This window comes from Alphaproteobacteria bacterium (assembly GCA_033344895.1).
Taxonomy (GTDB): Bacteria; Pseudomonadota; Alphaproteobacteria; order UBA8366; family Aestuariispiraceae; genus Pacificispira.
Genome location: JAWPMN010000001.1, coordinates 1845933 through 1865609 on the forward strand (window position 1 = coordinate 1845933; position 19677 = coordinate 1865609).

Annotated in this window: 20 protein-coding genes and 1 riboswitch; of the genes, 10 read left to right on the forward strand and 10 right to left on the reverse strand. The window is 65.2% G+C overall.

The window, feature by feature from the left end; all coding sequences use genetic code 11:
• Positions 1–110 precede the first annotated feature (110 nt).
• Together R8L07_09105 and R8L07_09110 are read left to right on the forward strand one after the other, a co-directional pair.
• Positions 111–740, forward strand: a complete 630-nt coding sequence (locus R8L07_09105) for a DUF938 domain-containing protein (GenBank protein MDW3205692.1) — start codon at positions 111–113, stop codon at positions 738–740.
• Positions 737–1909, forward strand: coding sequence for a benzoate/H(+) symporter BenE family transporter (locus tag R8L07_09110; protein ID MDW3205693.1), 1173 nt, complete (start codon positions 737–739; stop codon positions 1907–1909). Before R8L07_09105 ends, R8L07_09110 begins: the two co-directional genes overlap by 4 nt.
• Before the next feature lie 19 nt (positions 1910–1928).
• Here the strand turns inward: R8L07_09110 and R8L07_09115 are convergent, their stop codons facing one another.
• Positions 1929–2681 (reverse strand): CbtA family protein, encoded by a 753-nt coding sequence (locus tag R8L07_09115; GenBank protein MDW3205694.1) that lies wholly within the window; start codon positions 2679–2681, stop codon positions 1929–1931.
• Between the two features lie 18 nt (positions 2682–2699).
• On the reverse strand, positions 2700–2891 hold the full coding sequence (locus R8L07_09120) for a CbtB domain-containing protein (protein MDW3205695.1): 192 nt from the start codon (positions 2889–2891) through the stop codon (positions 2700–2702).
• 35 nt (positions 2892–2926) lie between these two features.
• A riboswitch (cobalamin riboswitch) is annotated at positions 2927–3168 on the reverse strand.
• Between R8L07_09120 and R8L07_09125 the strand changes: the two genes are divergently transcribed.
• Positions 3131–3325: a hypothetical protein gene (locus R8L07_09125; GenBank protein MDW3205696.1), complete on the forward strand. Its 195-nt coding sequence runs from the start codon at positions 3131–3133 to the stop codon at positions 3323–3325. (Overlaps the previous riboswitch by 38 nt.)
• Here the strand turns inward: R8L07_09125 and R8L07_09130 are convergent.
• From R8L07_09130 to R8L07_09150, 5 genes are all read right to left on the reverse strand, one after another.
• Positions 3298–3954 (reverse strand): SCO family protein, encoded by a 657-nt coding sequence (locus tag R8L07_09130; GenBank protein MDW3205697.1) that lies wholly within the window; start codon positions 3952–3954, stop codon positions 3298–3300. The genes R8L07_09125 and R8L07_09130 overlap by 28 nt on opposite strands.
• 89 nt (positions 3955–4043) lie before the next feature.
• Complete coding sequence (locus R8L07_09135) at positions 4044–4763, reverse strand: LrgB family protein (GenBank protein ID MDW3205698.1); 720 nt, start codon at positions 4761–4763, stop codon at positions 4044–4046.
• Complete coding sequence (locus tag R8L07_09140) at positions 4760–5131, reverse strand: CidA/LrgA family protein (protein MDW3205699.1); 372 nt, start codon at positions 5129–5131, stop codon at positions 4760–4762. Before R8L07_09140 ends, R8L07_09135 begins: the two co-directional genes overlap by 4 nt.
• A 60-nt stretch (positions 5132–5191) precedes the next feature.
• Positions 5192–5896: a ChrR family anti-sigma-E factor gene (locus tag R8L07_09145; protein ID MDW3205700.1), complete on the reverse strand. Its 705-nt coding sequence runs from the start codon at positions 5894–5896 to the stop codon at positions 5192–5194.
• Complete coding sequence (locus tag R8L07_09150; protein ID MDW3205701.1) at positions 5893–6462, reverse strand: sigma-70 family RNA polymerase sigma factor; 570 nt, start codon at positions 6460–6462, stop codon at positions 5893–5895. Before R8L07_09150 ends, R8L07_09145 begins: the two co-directional genes overlap by 4 nt.
• A gap of 231 nt (positions 6463–6693) precedes the next feature.
• Between R8L07_09150 and R8L07_09155 the strand changes: the two genes are divergently transcribed.
• The gene (locus R8L07_09155) at positions 6694–7233 is read left to right on the forward strand and encodes an invasion associated locus B family protein (protein MDW3205702.1); all 540 of its coding nucleotides are present in this window, start codon (positions 6694–6696) and stop codon (positions 7231–7233) included.
• Here R8L07_09155 and R8L07_09160 read toward each other — a convergent pair.
• Positions 7230–7424 carry a hypothetical protein gene (locus tag R8L07_09160; protein MDW3205703.1) on the reverse strand — a complete coding sequence of 65 codons (195 nt, stop codon included), beginning with the start codon at positions 7422–7424 and terminating at the stop codon, positions 7230–7232. The genes R8L07_09155 and R8L07_09160 overlap by 4 nt on opposite strands.
• A gap of 118 nt (positions 7425–7542) precedes the next feature.
• On the opposite strand from R8L07_09160, the gene rlmN reads away from it, so the two are divergent.
• The gene (gene rlmN, locus R8L07_09165; protein ID MDW3205704.1) at positions 7543–8694 is read left to right on the forward strand and encodes a 23S rRNA (adenine(2503)-C(2))-methyltransferase RlmN; all 1152 of its coding nucleotides are present in this window, start codon (positions 7543–7545) and stop codon (positions 8692–8694) included.
• A 24-nt stretch (positions 8695–8718) separates the two neighbouring features.
• Complete coding sequence (locus tag R8L07_09170; protein MDW3205705.1) at positions 8719–10719, forward strand: sensor histidine kinase; 2001 nt, start codon at positions 8719–8721, stop codon at positions 10717–10719.
• Here the strand turns inward: R8L07_09170 and cbiB are convergent.
• Both cbiB and R8L07_09180 read right to left on the reverse strand, forming a co-directional pair.
• Complete coding sequence (gene cbiB / locus R8L07_09175; GenBank protein MDW3205706.1) at positions 10714–11736, reverse strand: adenosylcobinamide-phosphate synthase CbiB; 1023 nt, start codon at positions 11734–11736, stop codon at positions 10714–10716. The two genes, R8L07_09170 and cbiB, sit on opposite strands and share 6 nt — an antisense overlap.
• 11 nt (positions 11737–11747) lie before the next feature.
• A complete protein-coding gene (locus tag R8L07_09180; GenBank protein ID MDW3205707.1) occupies positions 11748–13010 on the reverse strand; it encodes an EAL domain-containing protein in 1263 nt (420 codons plus the stop codon).
• A 219-nt stretch (positions 13011–13229) separates the two neighbouring features.
• Between R8L07_09180 and R8L07_09185 the strand changes: the two genes are divergently transcribed.
• The 4 genes from R8L07_09185 (at position 13230) to pstC (ending at position 19665) form a co-directional block, all read left to right on the forward strand.
• Positions 13230–15491 carry an NADP-dependent malic enzyme gene (locus R8L07_09185; protein MDW3205708.1) on the forward strand — a complete coding sequence of 754 codons (2262 nt, stop codon included), beginning with the start codon at positions 13230–13232 and terminating at the stop codon, positions 15489–15491.
• A 14-nt stretch (positions 15492–15505) separates the two neighbouring features.
• Positions 15506–16861 carry an ATP-binding protein gene (locus R8L07_09190; protein ID MDW3205709.1) on the forward strand — a complete coding sequence of 452 codons (1356 nt, stop codon included), beginning with the start codon at positions 15506–15508 and terminating at the stop codon, positions 16859–16861.
• A gap of 268 nt (positions 16862–17129) precedes the next feature.
• Positions 17130–18164, forward strand: coding sequence for a substrate-binding domain-containing protein (locus R8L07_09195; protein ID MDW3205710.1), 1035 nt, complete (start codon positions 17130–17132; stop codon positions 18162–18164).
• Between the two features lie 121 nt (positions 18165–18285).
• Entirely contained in the window at positions 18286–19665 is a 1380-nt protein-coding gene (pstC, locus tag R8L07_09200; GenBank protein ID MDW3205711.1) for a phosphate ABC transporter permease subunit PstC, read from the forward strand.
• Positions 19666–19677 lie beyond the last annotated feature (12 nt).

Sequence of the window (19677 nt, forward strand, 5' to 3'; positions counted from 1 at the left end):
TTCCGTATTCCGGACCCGTTCGGCGCACCCGAACAGCCCTCTCTTTACTTGCCACCGTCTGATATTAGACTGAGGTCCGTCTGCGCAACTTTTTTCAACAGGACCGTGACATGTCGTCCACCGGATCGCGGCGCCACGCGCCGGCGACGTTGCGCAACAGGGACGCCATCCTGTCCCGACTGACCGTTCATCTGCCCGATAGCGGCACGGTGCTGGAAATCGCATCCGGCACGGGAGAGCATGCGGCCTATTTCACGCCGCGGCTCGGGGCCGGGATAACCTGGTGTCCCAGTGACCGGGATCCAGCAAGCCTTGCCGATATCGACGGCTATGCCCGCGACAGCGGCTGCGGGCGCATCGCCCCGGCTCAGCCGCTGGACGTGTCGCAGCGCGGCTGGGCCCCGGACCGGGCGATCGATGCGATCTTCTGCGCCAACATGATTCATATCGCGCCCTGGTCCGCGGCGCTAGGCCTGTTCGACGGCGCGGGGCGGTTGCTGCCGGCGGGCGGGCGGTTGATGCTGTACGGGCCGTTCGCAAGGAACGGCCGTCACACCGCGCCCAGCAATGCGGACTTCGACGCATCGCTGCGGGCGCGGGACCCGTCCTGGGGGGTGCGGGACCTGGAAGGCGACCTTCTTCCGATCGCCGCCGCCGCCGGATTGCAGCTTCATGCCGACGATCCGATGCCGGCGAACAATTTCCTCATGGTGTTCGAAAAGGCGGAGCCGGCCCGATGAGATTTTCCCTGTTCAGCAATGCCCTGGTGGCCGTTCTGGTCGGCTTCGGCGGCAGCATCGCGATCATCCTGGCCGGTATCCGCGCGGTCGGTGCCTCCCCGGCGGAAACCGCGTCCTGGATCACCGCCCTGTGCATCGCCATGGCCGTGACAAGCCCTCTGTTGTCGCTGCTGCACCGGATGCCGATCGTCACCGCCTGGTCGACGCCGGGCGCGGCACTGATCGGCGCCACCATGGTCGCCGGCGCCCCGACCATCGGGATCGAGGCCGCCGTCGGCGCCTTCCTGCTGGCCGCGGTGCTGATCGTGCTCAGCGCCGCGATCAAGCCGCTGGCGGATGCCATTGCCAGAATTCCGACCGCGGTCGCTGCCGCCATGCTGGCCGGGGTGCTGATCGGGTTTTCCATCGCGGTGTTCGACGCGGCCTCCGGGGACCCGCTTCTGGTGTTGCCGCTGGTCGCGGTCTTTCTGCTCGTGCGCCTGTTCAGCGCGACCTGGGCGGTGCTGGCCGTCATTGCAGCCGGCGTGGCCTGGGCCATGGCGCTCGGTCGGGTCGAACCGCTCCAGGGCGAACTGGCGACGGCGACGCTCGTCCTGATCACGCCGGAATTCGATCCGGCGGTCCTGATCGGGCTGGGCGTGCCGCTGTTCCTGGTGTCGATGGCCTCGCAGAACCTGCCCGGATTCGCGGTACTTTCGGCCGCCGGTTACACGCCGCCGGCGCGGTCGACCTTGGCGGTTACCGGTCTGGCATCGCTGTTCACCGCGCCGTTCGGGGCGCATACCACGACCCTGGCGGCGATCACCGCTTCGCTGTGCACCGGCCCGGACACCCATCCCGATCCGGCGCAGCGCTGGAAGGCCGGGCTGTTCTATGGTGCGGGCTATCTGATCCTGGCCGGGGTCGGGGTGACGCTGGTCGCCGGCTTTGCCGCGCTGCCGCCGGCGGTGATCGTGACGGTGGCGGGGCTGGCCCTGGTCGGGCCGCTGATGGGATCGCTGAGCGCCGCCCTGGCGCCGGAGGAAACGCGCTTTGCTGCCGTTCTGACCCTGGTGGCCACGGCATCCGGGCTTTCCCTGTTCGGGATCGGCTCCGCCTTCTGGGGGCTGGTGCTGGGATTGCTGGTGCTCGGCCTGGACGCCCTCACCCGGAAGGTGAAGGCGTCCTGAAGCGCAAGGCCGCTGGAAATCAGGCGCTGGCGCCCGAGAACCGCTGATAGAAGGTCCCGCTGAGCCAGCCCAGCATGGCCCAGAAGATCGCCGCGACGACGATGGAGGCGGCCGCGAAATGGCCGGCGATTTCCGGCGGAACGCCGCCGCCGACCGCGGCCGGCTGCGGGGCGCCGACGATATGCGGAGCCGCCATCAGCAGAATGCCCAGAATGACGAAGGGCAGCTTGCGGCCGAAGACGGCAAGGGCCAGACCAATCCCGGTCGCGATGGCACAGCCGATCCACCAGATCTGACGCGCGCCCAGTTCCGCGGCCATGCTACCGGGCACTTCCGGCGGAAGGCCCAGATTCGGGCCCAGGGTGAAGACGGTGAACCCGCCGATACCCCAGAGCAGGCCGGTCCGGCCGTTCATCGCGCCGCCATGGACGGCGAAGGCGGCCGTCAGCATCAGGGCGAAGGCGACGCCCATGACGATGTTGGTGCCGGCGGAATAGAGTGAGCGCTCGAGACCGTCTTCCGGTCCCCAGGCTTCCTCGTCGCCATGGGCCTCGTCGCTATGGGCCTTGTAGAGGGTGAACCCGGGGAAGGCCCCGGTGCCGGCGACGCGGAAGACCGCAGCGTCCTGAACGGCCGCCTGTTCTTCGCCCGCATTCTCGTATTCCTCGGCATGGAGGATGATGGGGGTGGTGGTGAACTCCTGAATCGCGCTGATCGCTAGACCCGCGACGATGCCCGCGGCAAATGCCGCGCCGAAAAGGCGCTTGAACATGTCGGATTGTCTGGCGGCTTAGTGGCAGGGCAGCGCCAGCGCGTGCCGCACGTCATGGGTCGCATTGTGGATCGTGTCCGAATGCGCGAAGCCCATACCCAGGAACAGGAACGTGCCGAACAGCGCTGCCGCTACGGCAGCAGCCAGCACGTTGGTCCGGGATTCCGTTTCAACCTGATCGGCGGTCGTGGCCTGAATGCGATCGTTCATTTCTGTCTCCTCCCGTCACACCCGACGGTCGCTTGAGATGGCGCTTACGCCTCGGCAGGTTTCCCGGCTCGCGGGTCGAAGCGACATTCAGCCTTCCCGGCAGCATCTCCGAAACGATCGGAAACCCGGCCAGTGGCGCAGCGAATGCCGCTCACCGCTCACGGTTGCGGGGGCAGCCCGGGCCTGGACCCCCTGATGGGTAGATCCTTCCCGTGTTCCCTCTTAGCTCCGGGGCCTTCATGACCCGTTTTGGAGCACCGAAACGCATGTTCAAGCGTAATGAGTACCGCTGCGGCGGCGCGGAGGTCAAGCGTTCAACCGACAGAGACTGGCATGGGCGCGACGCGCCCGTTCCGGGCCGGGTGGGTACTGGGCGGCGGCAGGGCGGAACCGAGGGCCGCGACCGTCAGCTGGTCGCGGCGGCGGCGACGTAGCGCTGCAGCGCGTTGGCGATCGACTCCGGGTCGGTGCCGCCATGGAACATGGTGATGAAATCGCCGTCCGGCCCCATCAGATAAACATAGCCGGAATGGTTCATCAGATAGAACTCGTCGTCGATCTGCTGACCCCGGGCGTAGTAGACCCGGTATTTCCGGGCGATCTTGTCGATCTCCTCGTCGCTGCCGGTCAGACCGACCAGTCGCGGATGGAAGGCGGGGGCGTAATCCTTCAGAACCTCGACCGTGTCGCGGGCCGGGTCGATCGTGATCAGGACCGGGGTGATCTGCTGCGCCGCTTCGGCATCCCGTTCGGCCAGAATGTCGATGGCTGCGGCCATGCTCGACAATTCCGTCGGACAGACGTCCGGGCAGGAACTGTAGCCGAAATAGACCAGCATGAACCCGCCTTCGAACGTATTCTGCGTGACGGTCTCGCCCTTGTGATTGACCAGTTCGAAATCGCCGCCGACCTCGAGGCCCGGCGCAACGACGGCTTCGCCGTCTCCGCGGGCGGCGCGGTCGGAACTGCCGGAAAGCTGATTCCAGACGACGAGGGCCGCCAAACCGATGGCGGCGAGGGCTGCCAGCATGGCGCCGATCAGCGGAATGGTTTTGCGCTGCATGGTCTACGAGACCTCCGCGGAGGGTACATGTCACTGCTTCAAGAGGTACGGATGGCGCGGGCGCGCCTCAAGACGCCAAATCGTCGCGGTTACAGTAACAAATGCGCGATCAGCGGGACAAGGAGGGCGGTGGTCAGGCCGTTCAGACCCATCGCGACCGCGGCGAAGACACCGGCGATCGGGTTGACCTGAAACGCGCGGGCAGTGCCGATCCCATGGGCTGCGATCCCGACCGCGAAGCCGCGGGCACGCCAGTCCCGGATGCGCATCAGGTTCAGCAGCGGCGTGACCACGATCGCCCCGACAATGCCGGTTGCGATGACAAGACCGGCCGCCAGGGAAGGCAGGCCGCCGATCCGCTCCGCAATGCCCATCGCGATGGGGGAGGTAACCGATTTCGGGGCGAGCGACAGCAGGCTCTCCGTTCCCGCCCCCATCAGACCGGCGATCGCCAGGGCGGTGCCGACGGCGGTGACGACCCCGGCTACGAGGGCCGCCAGCATCGGCAGCGCCGCCCGGCGCACTTTCGGCAGGTGAACATAAAGCGGGACGGCGAGCGCGACCGTGGCCGGACCCAGCAGGAAATGGACGAACTGCGCGCCTTCGAAATAGGTATCGTACTCCGTATCCGTCACCACCAGCAGCGCGATCAGAAGGGCGGCGGCAATGGCAACGGGATTGACCGCCGGATTGCTGCCGGAGCGGATGAAGGCGACATGGCCGATGCCATAGGCGATCAGCGTGGCGGTCAGCCACAGCAGCGGGGTTTCCGACAGATAGACCCAGATATCCTGCGTCGACGCGATCATGTCTTGCGGTCCTCGCCCTCGGCCGGGGTTCCGGTCAGCCGCGAGACCGCGACGAAGACGACGGCACCGGCGGCGATGGCCGCGATCGTGCTGATCAGGACGGCAGCGGCCAGCGGCAGCCACTCAACCCGCAGGCGGTCGGCATGCTGTATCAGTCCGACGCTGGCCGGTACGAAGAGCAGGGAAAGATGCTTCAGCAGCCCGGACGACGTGTCGCGAAGCCAGTCCGGCGCCTGCCTTACACTCAGAAGGCCGGCCAGCAGGAAGGCGAGGCCCAGCACCGGGCCCGGAATCGGCCAGCCGGCCAGAACCGCGACGGTTTCGCCGAGCAACTGGCAGATGAGGAAGAGGGTGAGGGCGCGCAACATGACCCAAGCTTACGGTGACTCCCGCCGCCGCGCGAGCCCCGCCGATCTGCGCGCCCGCCGTCAGACTTTCACGAACAGGTTCAGGATCGCTCCGAGAGGGCCGGTCAGGCGGATCGGGGCGTCGACGACGACCAGACAGATGCAGTCTTCATCCGGCTCGGCCACCGGCTGGTGGCGAATCGATCCGTCGCTGATCGCCATGTCGCCGCGCGCAAACCGCCCGATTTCATCATTATAGGCGCCGCGCAGGATCAGCACGTATTCGTTGCCGGCATGGGTATGGTGCGGCACGGCCTTTCCGGCCGGAACGCGCAGCAGGAAGGCCCGCTTGGCCGGGGATGCGATCGCAATTTCCGAAGTCTGGACCCCCATTCCGACATTCTTCCAGGTCACGCCATCCAGATCGCCGCCGAGATACCGGCGGAGAACCGCCGGCACCTGGGGATTGTCATTCGCCGGCGCGGCATCCTTCCGGACCGGCGCAGACCCTTCGGACGTGCCCTTGTCAAGGCGCGCCATGACCGCATTCAGCGCCCCCGGCGACATGCCCGCCGGCGCAACGTCATGAAGCATCGCGCCGCCCAGCGCGTCCAGGCGCGCCGCGCGCTTGCGGCATGCCGCACAATAGGTCAGATGCGTCGCCACGATCAGGCCTGTCGCTTCGTCCAGCGAACCTGCCGCGTAGTCCAACAGCATGTCATCCGAAAGGTGATGCGACGGTCCCGCCGTCCACATATCCCCCCCCGATGTCAAAGCAGCCGTCATAGGTCAGTCTCTCCTAGCAGATTCTTCAATTTGCCCATCGCGAGGCGCAGGCGTGATTTCACGGTGCCCAGCGGAAGGCCGGTTTCCTCGGCGATCTCGCTATGAGCCTTGTCCTCATAGAAGGCCATCTGCAGCATCCGCACCTGTTCCGCCGGCAAATCCGCCATGGCGGTACGGATGGCTTCCGCAACCTGGTCTTCTTCCATCTTGTCGTCCTGCATCGGCTCGGCAGCCGGCTGCAGCAGCGGGTCGTCCGGATCGAGTTCCGGTCGGTTGTTCCGGCGGAAGGCGTCGATGCGCTTGTTCCGCGCGATCGTGAAAACCCAGGTCGCAACCGACGCCTGGGACGGATCGAAACTCGAGGCCCGGCGCCAGACCATCAACATCGCCTCTTGGGCGAATTCCTCCGCCGCGACGTCGTCCGATCCGCTGCGCATCATGTAGGCCTTGATGCGCGGCGCGAAGTATTCGAACAGGGCGGCAAAGGCATCCCGGTCCTCGTCCTCCGCCAGACGTCGCATCATCGCTGCCAGGTCCGTGGCGTCCGGGATGACGGTGTCAGTCATCGGCGGTCGCCCGGCCCGGCGAGGGGGCGTCCTGTCGGCCATCGACAGGGCGGCGCGCGCCGCAATATGCGGGGCGGCGGAGTCGCGGACTGTCAGCACGGCCTGTTCCATGCTTGGGGATACGGGGCGAATTCATCGTCGGATCATTGGCAACGTCAAAAAATCGTCCTATTTCTGGGGCACGGTCCGACGCAATCCTTATCATAGTGTTCTCAGAGTGCGAGGGTGACAATGGCGAATCCCATGCGTACCGCGGTGGCGAAATGGCTGGCGACGGTGCTGGTTCCGGCGACAATCGGTTTCTCGGCTACCTTGCCCGCTTCGGCGCAGGACCACAAAGATCTTGGTGTGTTCAACGACTGGCAGGCCTACAGCTATACGCAGAGCGGCGGCACTCGATGCACCATGGCCTCTCAGCCGCAGAAGGACGAAGGCGATTACAGCAAGCGCGGCGACATCTGGGCCTTCGTGATGCACCGTCCGAAGGAGGGGGCTACCGGCGAGGTCGGGTTCCACATGGGATATCCGATCAAGGACGGCAGCACGGTCGAGGTGACGATCGGCGGCAGCAAGTTCCGCCTCTATGCCAGCGGGGAAGGCGCCTATGCCTGGCGTGACGACGAGCCGAAGCTGATCCGTGCGATGCGCGCGGGCTCGACCATGGTCGTTGTCGGCACCTCGGCGCGCGGGACAAAGACCACTGACACCTATTCCCTGTCCGGCTTCACGGCGGCGAATAACGCGATCAACGCGGCCTGTAACGTCAACTAGCCGCCGGTCGAGAACTGCCGGTCCAGATAGTCTTCGAGATCGCGAAGGTCGTCGGGGATCGGTAGGCCCTCGGCGCGCAGGGTGTTCAGCAGTGTGTGCAGGCGCATGTGGATTTCGTGCTCATCCCCCGGATCGTTGTCGATCTGGGACAGCAGCAGCGCGATTTCTGCTTTATAGTCTTCGAAGGCCATAGGTTTTCTCCTCGGTTCTTGCGCCTGTTAGTTTACACGACCGGGGCAGGGGGAGTATGACCTGCCGCAAACGTGCAGGATTTCGATTATGAGTGATGCAGCATCCTTGCAGGATTTCATGCCCGGCGGCCAGTTGGCGCCGGCGGTCGATGCGCGCCCGAACCTGATCGGGCTGGATCGCGATGGCCTGACGGCGCTGGTCAAGGATATGGGAGAGCCCGCCTTCCGCGCCAAGCAGCTGTATCACTGGATCTACAATCGCGGCGCCCAGCGGTTCGAGGACATGACCAACCTGTCCAAGGCGTTCCGTGCGAAGCTGGAGGAGACCTGCCGCATCGACCGGCCGAAGGTCTCGATGCATCAGAAATCGAAGGACGGCACCGAAAAATGGCTGCTGCGCTATGAGGACGGGAACGAGGCCGAGATGGTCTTCATCCCGGAAACGGATCGCGGCACGCTGTGCATTTCCTCCCAGGTTGGCTGTTCCCTGACCTGCGCCTTCTGCCACACCGGAACCCAGAAGCTGGTTCGGAATCTGACGCCGGGCGATATCGTCGGACAGGTGATGCTGGCGCGCGACGCGCTGGGCGACTGGGCCCAGACGGAAGAGGCCGGCCGCCGGATCAGCAATATCGTGCTGATGGGAATGGGCGAGCCGCTGTACAACACCGACAATGTCATGGCGGCGATGCGGCTGGTCTCCGACGGTGACGGCATTGCCATCGGACGGCGCAAGATCACGCTCTCGACCTCGGGGGTCGTGCCGGATATCCGCCGTGTCGGCGCGGAGCTGGGCCTGTCGTTGGCGATCTCGCTGCATGCGGTGAATGACGAGCTGCGCGACCGGCTGGTTCCGATCAACCGGAAATACCCGATCGCCGAACTGATGGAGGCGGTGCGCGGCTATCCCGGTCTGACCACGTCGCGCCGGGTGACCTGGGAATATGTCATGCTGAAAGGCGTGAACGACAGCGATGCCGACGCGCGCACCCTGCTGCGCCTGATGGAGGGCATCCCGTCCAAGGTGAACCTGATTCCGTTCAACCCCTGGCCGGGCAGTGAATTCGACTGTTCCGACCCGGCGCGGATCGAGGCCTTCCTGGCGATCCTGCACCGCGCGGGGACGGTGGCGACGATCCGCAAGACGCGCGGTCAGGACATTCTGGCCGCCTGCGGGCAGCTGAAATCGGAAAGCGAACGGATCGGCAAGCGCGAACGGCTGCGTCTCGAGGCGCTGCGGGCAGAAAAGGAAGCCGCGGTCGGGCTCTGAACGGCACAAGGCGGGGTGGGGGGAATGGCAGGCTTCAGGGCTGCGACGGGCGGCGCGATTGCGCTGCTGATCGCGCTTTTTCTCGCAACCGGCGCAGCGGCCGATCCCTTTCAGTTATCGCGGGACATGGCTGTCCAGGCGCCGATGGGGCACGCCGCCCTGCTGGAAGATCCGGATGCAATGCTGCCGGCCGAGGCCATCGTGGACGGGTCCATGGATAGCCAGTTCGTGCCGGCCGGGGATCGGTCAACCTCCATGGGGATCACCCGATCCGCCTGGTGGGTTCGGTTCGAGGCCGTCAATCGCGGCGCGGACCCTGTCGACTGGGTGATGAATTTCCCTTTTCCGCTGACCGATTATGTCGACCTTTATCACCGGCTCGACGATGGAACGGTCCGCCACATCGCGATGGGCGACCGCCTGCCCTATGACCGGCGGCCGCTGCCGGGCGAAGGTTTCGCGGCGCCACTGACCACCGGGCCGGGGCAAACCAGCACGCTCTATGTCCGCCTTCATCATGAACGCGGGGACGGGATCGACGTCTATTTTCAGGTGTCGTCGCCCAAGGCCTATTCGAAGAAGCAGCACGCGATCTGGATGCTGCTGGGTGTGTTTGCCGGCGGGGCCGGGCTGCTGTTCCTCTATAATGTCGTGATCTTCGCGGTTGTCCGCGATCGGGTCTATTTCTGGTATCTGGCCTATTTCGCAGCCACACAGATGGCCTTTGCGTCGGCCTCCGGATTCGGCAACCGCTTCCTGTGGCCAGACTATCCCGGACTGGGGGAGTTCGGCGCGCCGCTGTTTGCCGCCCTGGCCTTCATGCTGGTGGTTCAGTTCAGCCGCACCTTCCTGGAGACTTGGCGTCTGACCCCGCGCTTCGACACGGTGCTGCGCCTGGTCATGGCGTATTTCGTGCTGCCGCCGGTGTTGTATCTGCTGGGGGAAGGGGCGTTGGCGGCGCAGTCGGTCATGATCGGCGGTCTGGTCCTGACCATGCTGCCGGTCTATGGCGCGATGCTGTGGTGGCGGGGCGTGAAGTCGGCCCGCATCTTCACCCTGGCCTGGGCGGTCTGGTTCGTCTCCGTCGCGCTATTGATCGGGCGCTTCGTCGGGCTGGCCCCGACCAACGATCTGACCCTGCGCATCGCCTGGATCGGGCTGCTGGGCGAGGCGGTGCTGTTCGCGCTGGCGCTGGCCGACCGGATCCGCCTGCTGCAGCGTCAGAAGGTGGCCGCGGAACAGCAGGCACGCACCATACTGGAGCGATCCGAGGCCGAACTGAGACGCGAGGTCGAGGCGCGGACCCGTGAATTGCGGGAGACCAATGACGCGCTGGCGGAGCTGAACGGTCAGAAGGACCGCTTCTTCTCAATCATCGCCCATGACCTGATGGGCCCGTTCAACGTCCTGATCGGCATGTCGGATCTGCTGCGCCGGAAGATCGCGACCCTGTCACGCGACCAGATTGCGGAATATGGCGACGACATCCACGCGGCGGCGGGGAACCTGCACAAGCTGCTGGAGAACCTGTTGTCCTGGGCGCGGTTGCAGCAGGGGGCGATGTCCTGCGATCCGCACCCCTATGCGCTGGCGGATTCGGTCGCGGATGTGACCGACCTGTTCGCCCCGGTCGCGCGTCAGAAGGGGATCGATCTGGTCACCGACCTGCCCGGAACCCTGTCGCTGACGGCCGACCGGAAGATGATCGAGACGGTGCTGCGCAATCTGGTCAGCAACGCCCTGAAATTCTCCCGATCCGGCGATACGGTGCGGATATCCGCGCTGCGGTCGGATGGCGAGACACGGATAGCGGTGACCGACAGCGGCATCGGGATGGATGCCGGGACGGTTGCCGAGCTGTTTTCGCTGGACCGGACCCAGTCGGTGCCGGGGACGGAGGGCGAGACCGGAACCGGTCTCGGCCTGCGTCTGTCGCGTGAGCTGGTCGAATGTCATGGCGGCCGGATCGAGGTCGACAGCGCGCCCGGGGACGGCTCCCGCTTTACCGTCGTGCTGCCGTCATAGCAGCGTCGCCAGGCCCCCCGTCAGGGCCGCGAACCAGACCAGCAGATTGGCGACGATGTAAAGCGCGCGAGCGCGGTCGATGTCGCGCGGTTCCAGGCGGGCCGGAAATTCCTCGCCGATCCAGACGCCGACGACCTGACCGCCCGGATAGGTCCGCGGGCCGCCCAGCGCAACTCCCAGCGCCCCGGCCAGCGCAGCCTCCGGCCAGCCGGCATTGGGTGATTTATGCTTCTTCGCCTCGCGCAGCATTGTGCGCAGGGCCTGCAGCGGATAGGCGGTCGGCGTGAAGCAGGCGGCGAGACAGAGCAGCAGCCCGCTGATCCGGGCGGGCACCCAGTTCGCGATATCGTCCAGCCGTGCCGCGGCGAAACCGAAGGCCCGGTGACGGTCGGTCTTGTAGCCGATCATGCTGTCCAGGGTGTTGATCGCCTTGTAGGCCAGCAGGCCGGGTAGGCCGAAGACCAGATAGAAGCAGATCGGCGCGATGACGCCGTCGCTGAAATTCTCCGACAGGGATTCGATGCCGGACCGGACGACGCCATGGCGGTCCAGACTGCGCGGGTCGCGGCTGACGATATGGGCGATCTCGCGCCGTCCGCCCTCCAGCCCGTCGCTGCGCAGGGCCTTGCCGACCCGGCGGACATGATCGTGCAGGCTGCGGGCCGCCAGAAACACCCCGACGACCACGGCCTCCGCCACCCAGCCCCAGGCATGGCCCGCGAACAGGGCGGCCAGTGCCCAGCCGATCCCGGTGACGCTTCCGACGATGAACAGGACGGTGACGGCGCCGCGGATCATCCGGTCGGTTTCGGGGCGGCCCTCCCGGTTGAGGCGACGATCCAGGAACCCGATGGGCTTGCCGATCAGCACGACGGGATGGGGGACATGCCGGTAGAACCAGCGCGGATCGCCGATCACGGCGTCGAACAGGATGCCCAGTGCCAGGATCAGCGCAATCGGCAGTGTCTGGGGCATCACCCCGGACAGGGTGTCCAGGAAGGCGGCAACCTGTTCCATTTTCGGGCCGTCTAGCGGCGCGCCGCGCGCGGAGCAGGCGCGTTCTTGGACCGGGACATCTGTTGCAGCACGGCGTCCAGATAGCGGCCCTGGAACATGGTGATACCCATGCCCTGACCGGTCCGTACCATCGCCTCGTTATCGCAGCGCGACAGGATCACGCGGCCCTTGCCGATCCGGTCGACCTGCTTCGCGATCTCCGCCCGCTGCTCCTGGCTGCCACCGGAATCGAAGACCGACCCGGCCGAAAGCTTGACCAGATCGACCTCCATGAACTGGCGGTCGACGAACCGGGTCAGTTCCGGCGAGATGCCGTCCAGACAGATGCGATAGCCCTTCTCCCGAACGAAATCGCGGGCGAACACGAAGGAGGAATAGTCGGACAGGATGTCCAGCAGCTGCAGTTCGACCACCAGCGTGCCGCGACTGCCCATGCGCAGGCTGGAATCGAAATCCAGGAATTCCGGCGCCAGCAGCGTGCCGACATTGACGTTGATCGAGAAGGAGGAATGCAGGGTCCGGTCGTCGGCCCGGGCCAGCATCTTCAGCACGCGCCGGTCCAGCGTCTGGGTCAGATGCTGGAACAGCCAGCGGTTGGCGGCCAGGTTGACATCCGGCAGCACCGTCTTCGCCAGATCGAAGATCGAGATGAACAACTCGTTGAAGATCGGCTTGGGCGGCGACTGCTTGTGGACGACGCTGACCGCCTGGCGCCGGAACACGCTGGACAGATCCGCGCGTTCCAGAAACTCCTCCAGCCGGCCCAGCTGTTCCGGCTTCAGCGGCCGGCGCGCATCCTCGAATGTCTCACCTGACTGTTCGGCCATCTGCTGCAGGCGTTTCTGGCGGGCGCGTTCCTCCTCGAAGACACGCTCGCACAGATCCATGAACTTCGCGTATTGGCCTTCAATGTTGTAGAGCGTCGCGAATCGGCCGTGGCCTTCATCGGAATCCGGCTCGGCCTGGGTCAGCGGATCGTCGCTGAACAGATAGCGCAGCCGCATGACCGCGTCGTCCATCTGTTGCAGGGTCGCGCCCTTGACCACGAAGATCAGGTCGTTGTTGCCCAGCAGGAAGGACTGACCCTCAAAGGTCGAGACGAAATCATCCAGCGTGTTCAGGGCGATGCGGATATGGTGTTCGCGGCGGTTCTGGGGCTTCAGGCGCGACAGATGCACATGTACGCCGCGCCGCCCGTCGCGGTGGCGTTCCAGACGTTGTGCGTAGTCCAGCAGCAGATATTCCTGGCTGGCCATGCCCGATTGTTGCGCCATGTCGTACCGTTGCCTCTTCCCGCCAGCGTTCGTCTTCTCTTGTATCGTCCGATTAACCCTGTTCCGCAGGATAGGGTGCTTCAACGGCCAAGAAAAGACGGTTGCCGCAACCTTATTGGAAACACTGTCATAATCCCGTTCACATGCTAGACCTATAGTTTGCGACAACAGAACAAGGTTCGCGGGGACGGTTACCCTGAAGAACCCCGGAGGAGAAGTATGGCCGACAAGAAGATCACCGACGAGGACGCGCTGCAGTTCCATGCCCAGGGCCGGCCGGGCAAGATCGAACTGGCGCCGACCAAGCCTCTGACGACGCAGCGCGATCTGTCCCTGGCTTATTCGCCGGGGGTGGCGGCGCCCTGCCTGCGCATCGCGGAAGACCCGGTGACGGCCTATGACTACACCGCACGCGGCAACATGGTCGCGGTGATCTCCAACGGCACGGCGGTGCTGGGCCTCGGCAATATCGGCGCGCTGGCCTCCAAGCCGGTGATGGAAGGCAAGGCCGTGCTGTTCAAGCGCTTCGCCGATGTCGATTCCATCGATCTGGAAGTCGGGACCGAGGATGTCGACGAATTCGTGAACTGCGTGCGTTTCCTGGGCCCGTCCTTCGGCGGCATCAACCTGGAGGATATCAAGGCCCCGGAATGCTTCATCATCGAGCAGCGCCTGCGTGAGGAACTGGATATTCCGGTGTTTCATGACGATCAGCACGGCACCGCGATCATCGCGGCGGCGGGGCTGATCAACGCGCTGCATCTGACCGGGCGCGACATCCGGGACACCAAGCTGGTGGTCAACGGCGCCGGTGCGGCGGCCATCGCCTGCACCGAGCTGATCAAGGCGATGGGCATGCCGGCCGACAACGTCATCCTGTGCGATTCCAAAGGGGTGATCTATCAGGGCCGCAAGGAAGGCATGAACCAGTGGAAATCCGCCCATGCCGCGGTCACCGACGCACGCAGCCTGGCGGAGGCGCTGGACGGCGCCGATGTCTTCTTCGGCCTGTCGGTCAAGGGCGCCGTGACCCCGGAAATGGTCAAGACAATGGCGGACAAGCCGATCCTGTTCGCCATGGCCAATCCCGATCCCGAAATCACGCCGGACGACGCCAAATCGGTGCGGCCCGACGCGATCGTCGCCACCGGCCGGTCCGACTATCCGAACCAGGTCAACAACGTCCTGGGCTTCCCCTACATCTTTCGCGGCGCGCTGGATGTCCGCGCGACGACGATCAATGACGATATGAAGATCGCCGCGGCCGAAGCGATTGCGCGCCTGGCCCGCGAGGATGTGCCGGATGAGGTTGCCAACGCCTATGGCGGGCAGGCGCTGCAATACGGGCCGGACTACATCATTCCGGTGCCCTTCGATCCGCGCCTGATCGTCGGCGTCCCTGCGGCGGTCGCCGAGGCGGCGATGAAGTCGGGGGTCGCGCGCCGTCCGATCATGGACATGGAGGGTTATCGCCAGGAGCTGAAGGCCCGGCTCGATCCGACCGCCAACATGCTGCATTTCATCTTCGAACGTGTGCGCCAGAACCCGCAGCGGGTCTGCTTTGCCGAGGGCGAGGATCCGCGCGTCATCCGCGCCGCCGCGCTGTTCCAGACCTCGGGCTATGGCACGCCGGTTCTGGTCGGGCGCGAAGACCGCATTCGCGAGACCACGCGGGAACTGGGGCTGGACGCGTCGATCCAGTTCGAGATCCACAATGCGCGGCTCAGCTCCGACAATGAAGAGTATACCGACTACCTCTATGCCAAGGTTCAGCGCGCCGGCTATCTGCACCGCGACTGCCAGCGGCTGGTGAACCAGGACCGCAACGTCTTCGCCGCCTGCATGCTGGCCAAGGGCAAGGTCGATGCCGTGGTGACCGGGGCGACGCGGGCCTTCAATGTCGCCTATGACGGCATCCGCCAGGTCATCGATGTGGCCGACGGCCATACCGCGATGGGCCTGACCATCATGGTGGCCCGCGGCCGCACGATCTTCATCGCGGATACCTCGGTCAACGAGCTGCCGGATGGCCGCACCCTGGCTGAGATTGCGAAGGAGGCCGCGGCCTATGCCCGCCGCCTGGGGCATGAGCCGCGCGTCGGCATGCTCTATGCGTCGAATTTCGGCAATCCGGACCGGCCCGGCGGCAAACGGGTGCGCGATGCGGTCGACCTGCTGGATTCCGAAGGCGTCGACTTCGAATATGACGGCGATATCTCGCCCAGCGCGGCGCTGGACTATGATCTGATGCAGCGGCTCTATCCGTTCTGCCGGCTCAGCGGCCCGGCTAATGTGCTGGTGATGCCGGGGATCAATTCCGCGCATATCGCCTCACGCATGCTGCAGAGCCTGGGCGGCGGCACGATGATCGGCCCGCTGATGCTCGGTCTGGCCCATCCGGTTCAGGTCGCCCAGATGGGATCCAGCGTCAGCGACCTCGTGTCGCTGGCGGCACTGGCTGCGCACGACGCCATCGCCTAGGACGCGGGTGCGCCATGTCGGGATCCTGGATCAGATCGATACTGCTGGCCACGGCCCCGGCGGCGCTCGTCCTGGCGTTGATGCTGACGAAGGGCGTGATCCCGGTGCATGCCGCGATCATTCTGGGCGCCGCGATTCTGTTGGGTGCGGGCATCGCGGTACGGCGGCGGCTGACGGCGGAAACGATCGTCATGCGGCGGCTGAACCGCCTGACCGCCGAGGCCCAGGCCCAGCTCGACGCCCTCAGCTACAAGGCGGCAGTGGCGGACAGGATCGTCTCCTCGCTGCCGCACCCGATCTTCTTCCTGGATCGCGACCGCCGGGTGGTGCGCGCCAATGCAGTGGCGCATGCGCTGGTCGACAGCGACCTGACCGGTCGTGACATCGCCGACGGGCTGCGCGACCCGGCCTTGCTGAGCGCGATCGACCGCACCATCGAGGGCCATGGACCGCAATCGGTCGACCTGAAGCTGCCCGTGCCGGTCGAAACCGAGTTCATTGTCCGTGTGGAGCCGGTGGACCCGCCCCCCGGCATGCCGGCGGGCCGGGACGCGCCGGTCATTCTGATCGACTTTCAGGATGTGACGGCGCTGCGCCGGTCGGAACAGATGCGCGTCGACTTTGTGGCCAATGTCAGCCACGAACTGCGCACCCCGCTGACCAGCCTGACCGGGTTCATCGAAACCCTGCGCGGTCCGGCCAAGGGCGATCCGGAGGCCCATGAGCGGTTCCTGGCAATCATGCAGGAACAGTCGGAACGCATGTTCCGGCTGATTTCCGACCTGCTCAGCCTGTCGCGGATCGAAATGGACGAGCACAGTCGCCCGCGCGACGAGGTTCAGCTTCCCGGCCTGCTGACAAGACTGATCGAGATGCTGTCTCAGAAGGCCGAAAAACTGGGCGTGACGATCGAAACCGACTGGGAGGAACCATTGCCGCCGGTGCGCGGCGATTCCGACCAGTTGTTCCAGGTCTTCCAGAACCTGCTGGACAATGCCCTGAAATACGGTGCCAAGGGCGAAAGGGTGACGGTGCGTGTCCGGCGGCGCGACCCCCGGCGCCTGACGGTGGATGTGATCGATCGCGGCGCCGGTATCGCCCCGGAACACCTGCCGCGTCTGACCGAACGGTTCTACCGGGTGGACGCCGCGCGTTCGCGGGAAATGGGGGGGACCGGACTGGGGCTCGCGATCGTGAAGCACATTCTGAACCGACACCGCGGTCGTCTGAATGTGACCAGCGAAATCGGCAAGGGCACCACCTTCTCCGTCACCCTGCCCGTGGCGGTAGGGCGCGAAGCCGCGGAGGATAAGTCCCTGGGATCAGGCGATGATTCCAGCGCTTTGGGGGCGCGTCGCCCTCCGGAATGACACATTATTGTATAGACCAATTTTCGTTCATGTAACGAAAACGTCTTACAGGCATCACAAAACCGTCAGCACTCGTCTTTAAATGAAGCCGCAACGTCATGGGGGCGGAGGCGCACGGGCTCGCGTGCGGCAAGCCAATTCCGAAGGCGAAGCGAGGAGTGGTTATGTGCCGCGAGACCATCCGGGGCATGTAGGAGTTCACGACGTCATTACCCATCGACGGAAACTTCCGAACTAATCCTGACCGAAGTCAGAATGGAGTGAAGACATGAAAGGTTTCAAGACGACGCTCGCGGTTGCCGCCCTTGGTGCCGTTGCGTTTGCCGGTGCCGCCCAGGCCCGCGACCAGATCCGGATCGTCGGTTCGTCGACGGTGTTCCCGTACACCCAGGCCGTGGCTGAAGAATATGCCATGAAGACCGGCAGCGCGGCGCCTGTCGTCGAATCCACCGGTACCGGTGGCGGCATGAAGATCTTCTGCGGCGGCGTCGGCGCGGATCATCCGGACATCACCGGCGCGTCGCGCGCCATGAAAGAGTCCGAGTTCAAGACCTGTATGGAAAACGGTGTCGACAGCATCACCGAAGCCCTGATCGGCTATGACGGCCTGTCCATCGCGGTCTCCCGCGAAGGCGAAGCGATCTCGGTCTCCCAGAAGGACCTGTTCCTGGCGCTGGCCGCGGAAGTTCCGGTCGACGGCGCGTGGGTTGCCAACCCGAACAAGACCTGGTCCGACGTCAACCCGGACCTGCCGAATGTCGCCATCCAGGTTTTCGGCCCGCCGCCGACCTCCGGCACGCGCGACGCCTTCGTCGAACTGGCGATGGAAGTCGGCTGTGAAGAGCTGCCGGAACACGCCGCGCTGAGCAAGGACGAAGCCAAGACGAAATGCCACCGCATGCGTCAGGACGGCCCGTTCATCGAAGCCGGTGAGAACGACAACCTGATCGTTCAGCGCCTGGAAGCCGATCCGACCGCCTACGGCATCTTCGGCTATTCCTTCCTTTACGAAAACCAGGACAAGCTGCAGGGCATCCAGATCAACGACGTCACCCCGGATTTCGACACGATCGCCGATGGTTCCTACCCGCTGTCGCGTCCGCTGTTCTTCTACGTGAAGAACGCCCATCGCGGTGTGATCCCGGGTCTGAACGAATTCCTGTCGGAATATGTCAGCGACAACGCCATGGGTTCGGCGGGCTACCTGAAGGAGCGCGGTCTGGTCGCTCTCGACGATGCCAAGCGTGAAGAACTGAAGAAGGCCGTCATGGACGGCGCGATGATGACGCGCTACGGCTCGTAATCATCCGTTACCTTCGGAAGCCGCACGCGCCCCATCGGGCGCGTGCGGTGCCCGTCGGTGAAATGCGTACCAGGTTCCGATGGTCCGGCATGCGGCCGACATCGGCTTCCGGGGGGACAAAATGTTCGGTATCTCCTTGATCGTTATCGTCGCGCTCGCGGTGCTGGGCTATATCGTGGCCTCGAGTGCTGCGCGCCGGCTGGCGCCGGCCGGCGGGGCCCAGCTGAATTCGCTTCCCGGTTATCACGGGGCCTATGTCGGCCTCTGGGCGGCGATCCCGGCCGTCCTGCTGCTGCTCGTCTGGGCCGCCCTGGAAGGGCACATCCTGGATGCGATGATCCTGGCGTCCTTTCCGGAAGCCGCTCTCGCCGGGCGCAGCGACTCGCAGCTTGAACTGCTGATCAGTGAAGTCCGCTCCGTCGCCGCCGGTCAGATCTTCGGGGAACCCAGCCCCGATGTCCGGGCCGCCGCAAGCGCCCTCAACGGCTGGCAGCTGCTGGCGGACTGGGCGATGGTCGCGGCCTGCGCCTTTGTCGCCATTGTCGGTCTCGGCCTGACGCGCAGCCGCCTTCATTCAGACTTCCGGGCGCGGACCGGCGTCGAGCGGATCGTCAAGTGGACGATGGTCCTGTGCTCCGTCTTCGCGATCCTGACCACGATCGGCATCATCCTGTCGCTTCTGTTCGAGGCATTCCGCTTCTTCCAGATGGTGCCGTGGTACGAATTCCTCTTCGGCCTCAGCTGGGAACCGCAGATCGCCATGCGCGAGGACCAGGTCGCGGGCGAGGGCGCCTTCGGTGCGGTGCCGGTCTTCGTCGGCACGATCCTGATCTCGATCATCGCCATGCTGGTCGCGGTGCCCATCGGCCTGCTGAGCGCCATCTATATGGCCGAATATGCCTCCAGCCGCGTTCGGGCCGTCGTGAAGCCGATCCTGGAGATTCTGGCCGGGATCCCGACGGTCGTTTACGGCTTCTTCGCGGTTCTGACGGTGGCTCCGGCGCTGCGCTCCTTCGGCGCCTGGATGGGGCTGGACGTTGCGCCGAACAGCGCGCTGGCGGCGGGGGCGGTGATGGGGATCATGATCATTCCCTTCGTCTCGTCGCTGTCCGATGACGCGATCAGCGCCGTGCCGCATTCCATGCGTGAAGGCTCTTACGGCCTGGGCGCGACCAAGGCGGAAACCATTGTGTCGGTGCTGCTGCCCGCGGCTCTGCCCGGGATTGTCGGCGGGATCCTGCTGGCGGCAAGCCGGGCGATCGGCGAGACGATGATCGTGGTGATGGCCGCCGGCCTGATTGCCAAGATCACGGCCAACCCGTTCGAATCGGTGACTACGGTCACGGTGCAGATCGTCACGCTGCTGATCGGCGACACCGAGTTCGACAGTCCGAAGACGCTCGCCGCCTTCGCGCTCGGCCTCGTGCTCTTCGTGGTCACGCTCTGCCTGAACGTCATTGCGCTGCGCATCGTGTCCAAATACCGCGAAAAATACGATTGATCCGGGGGCATC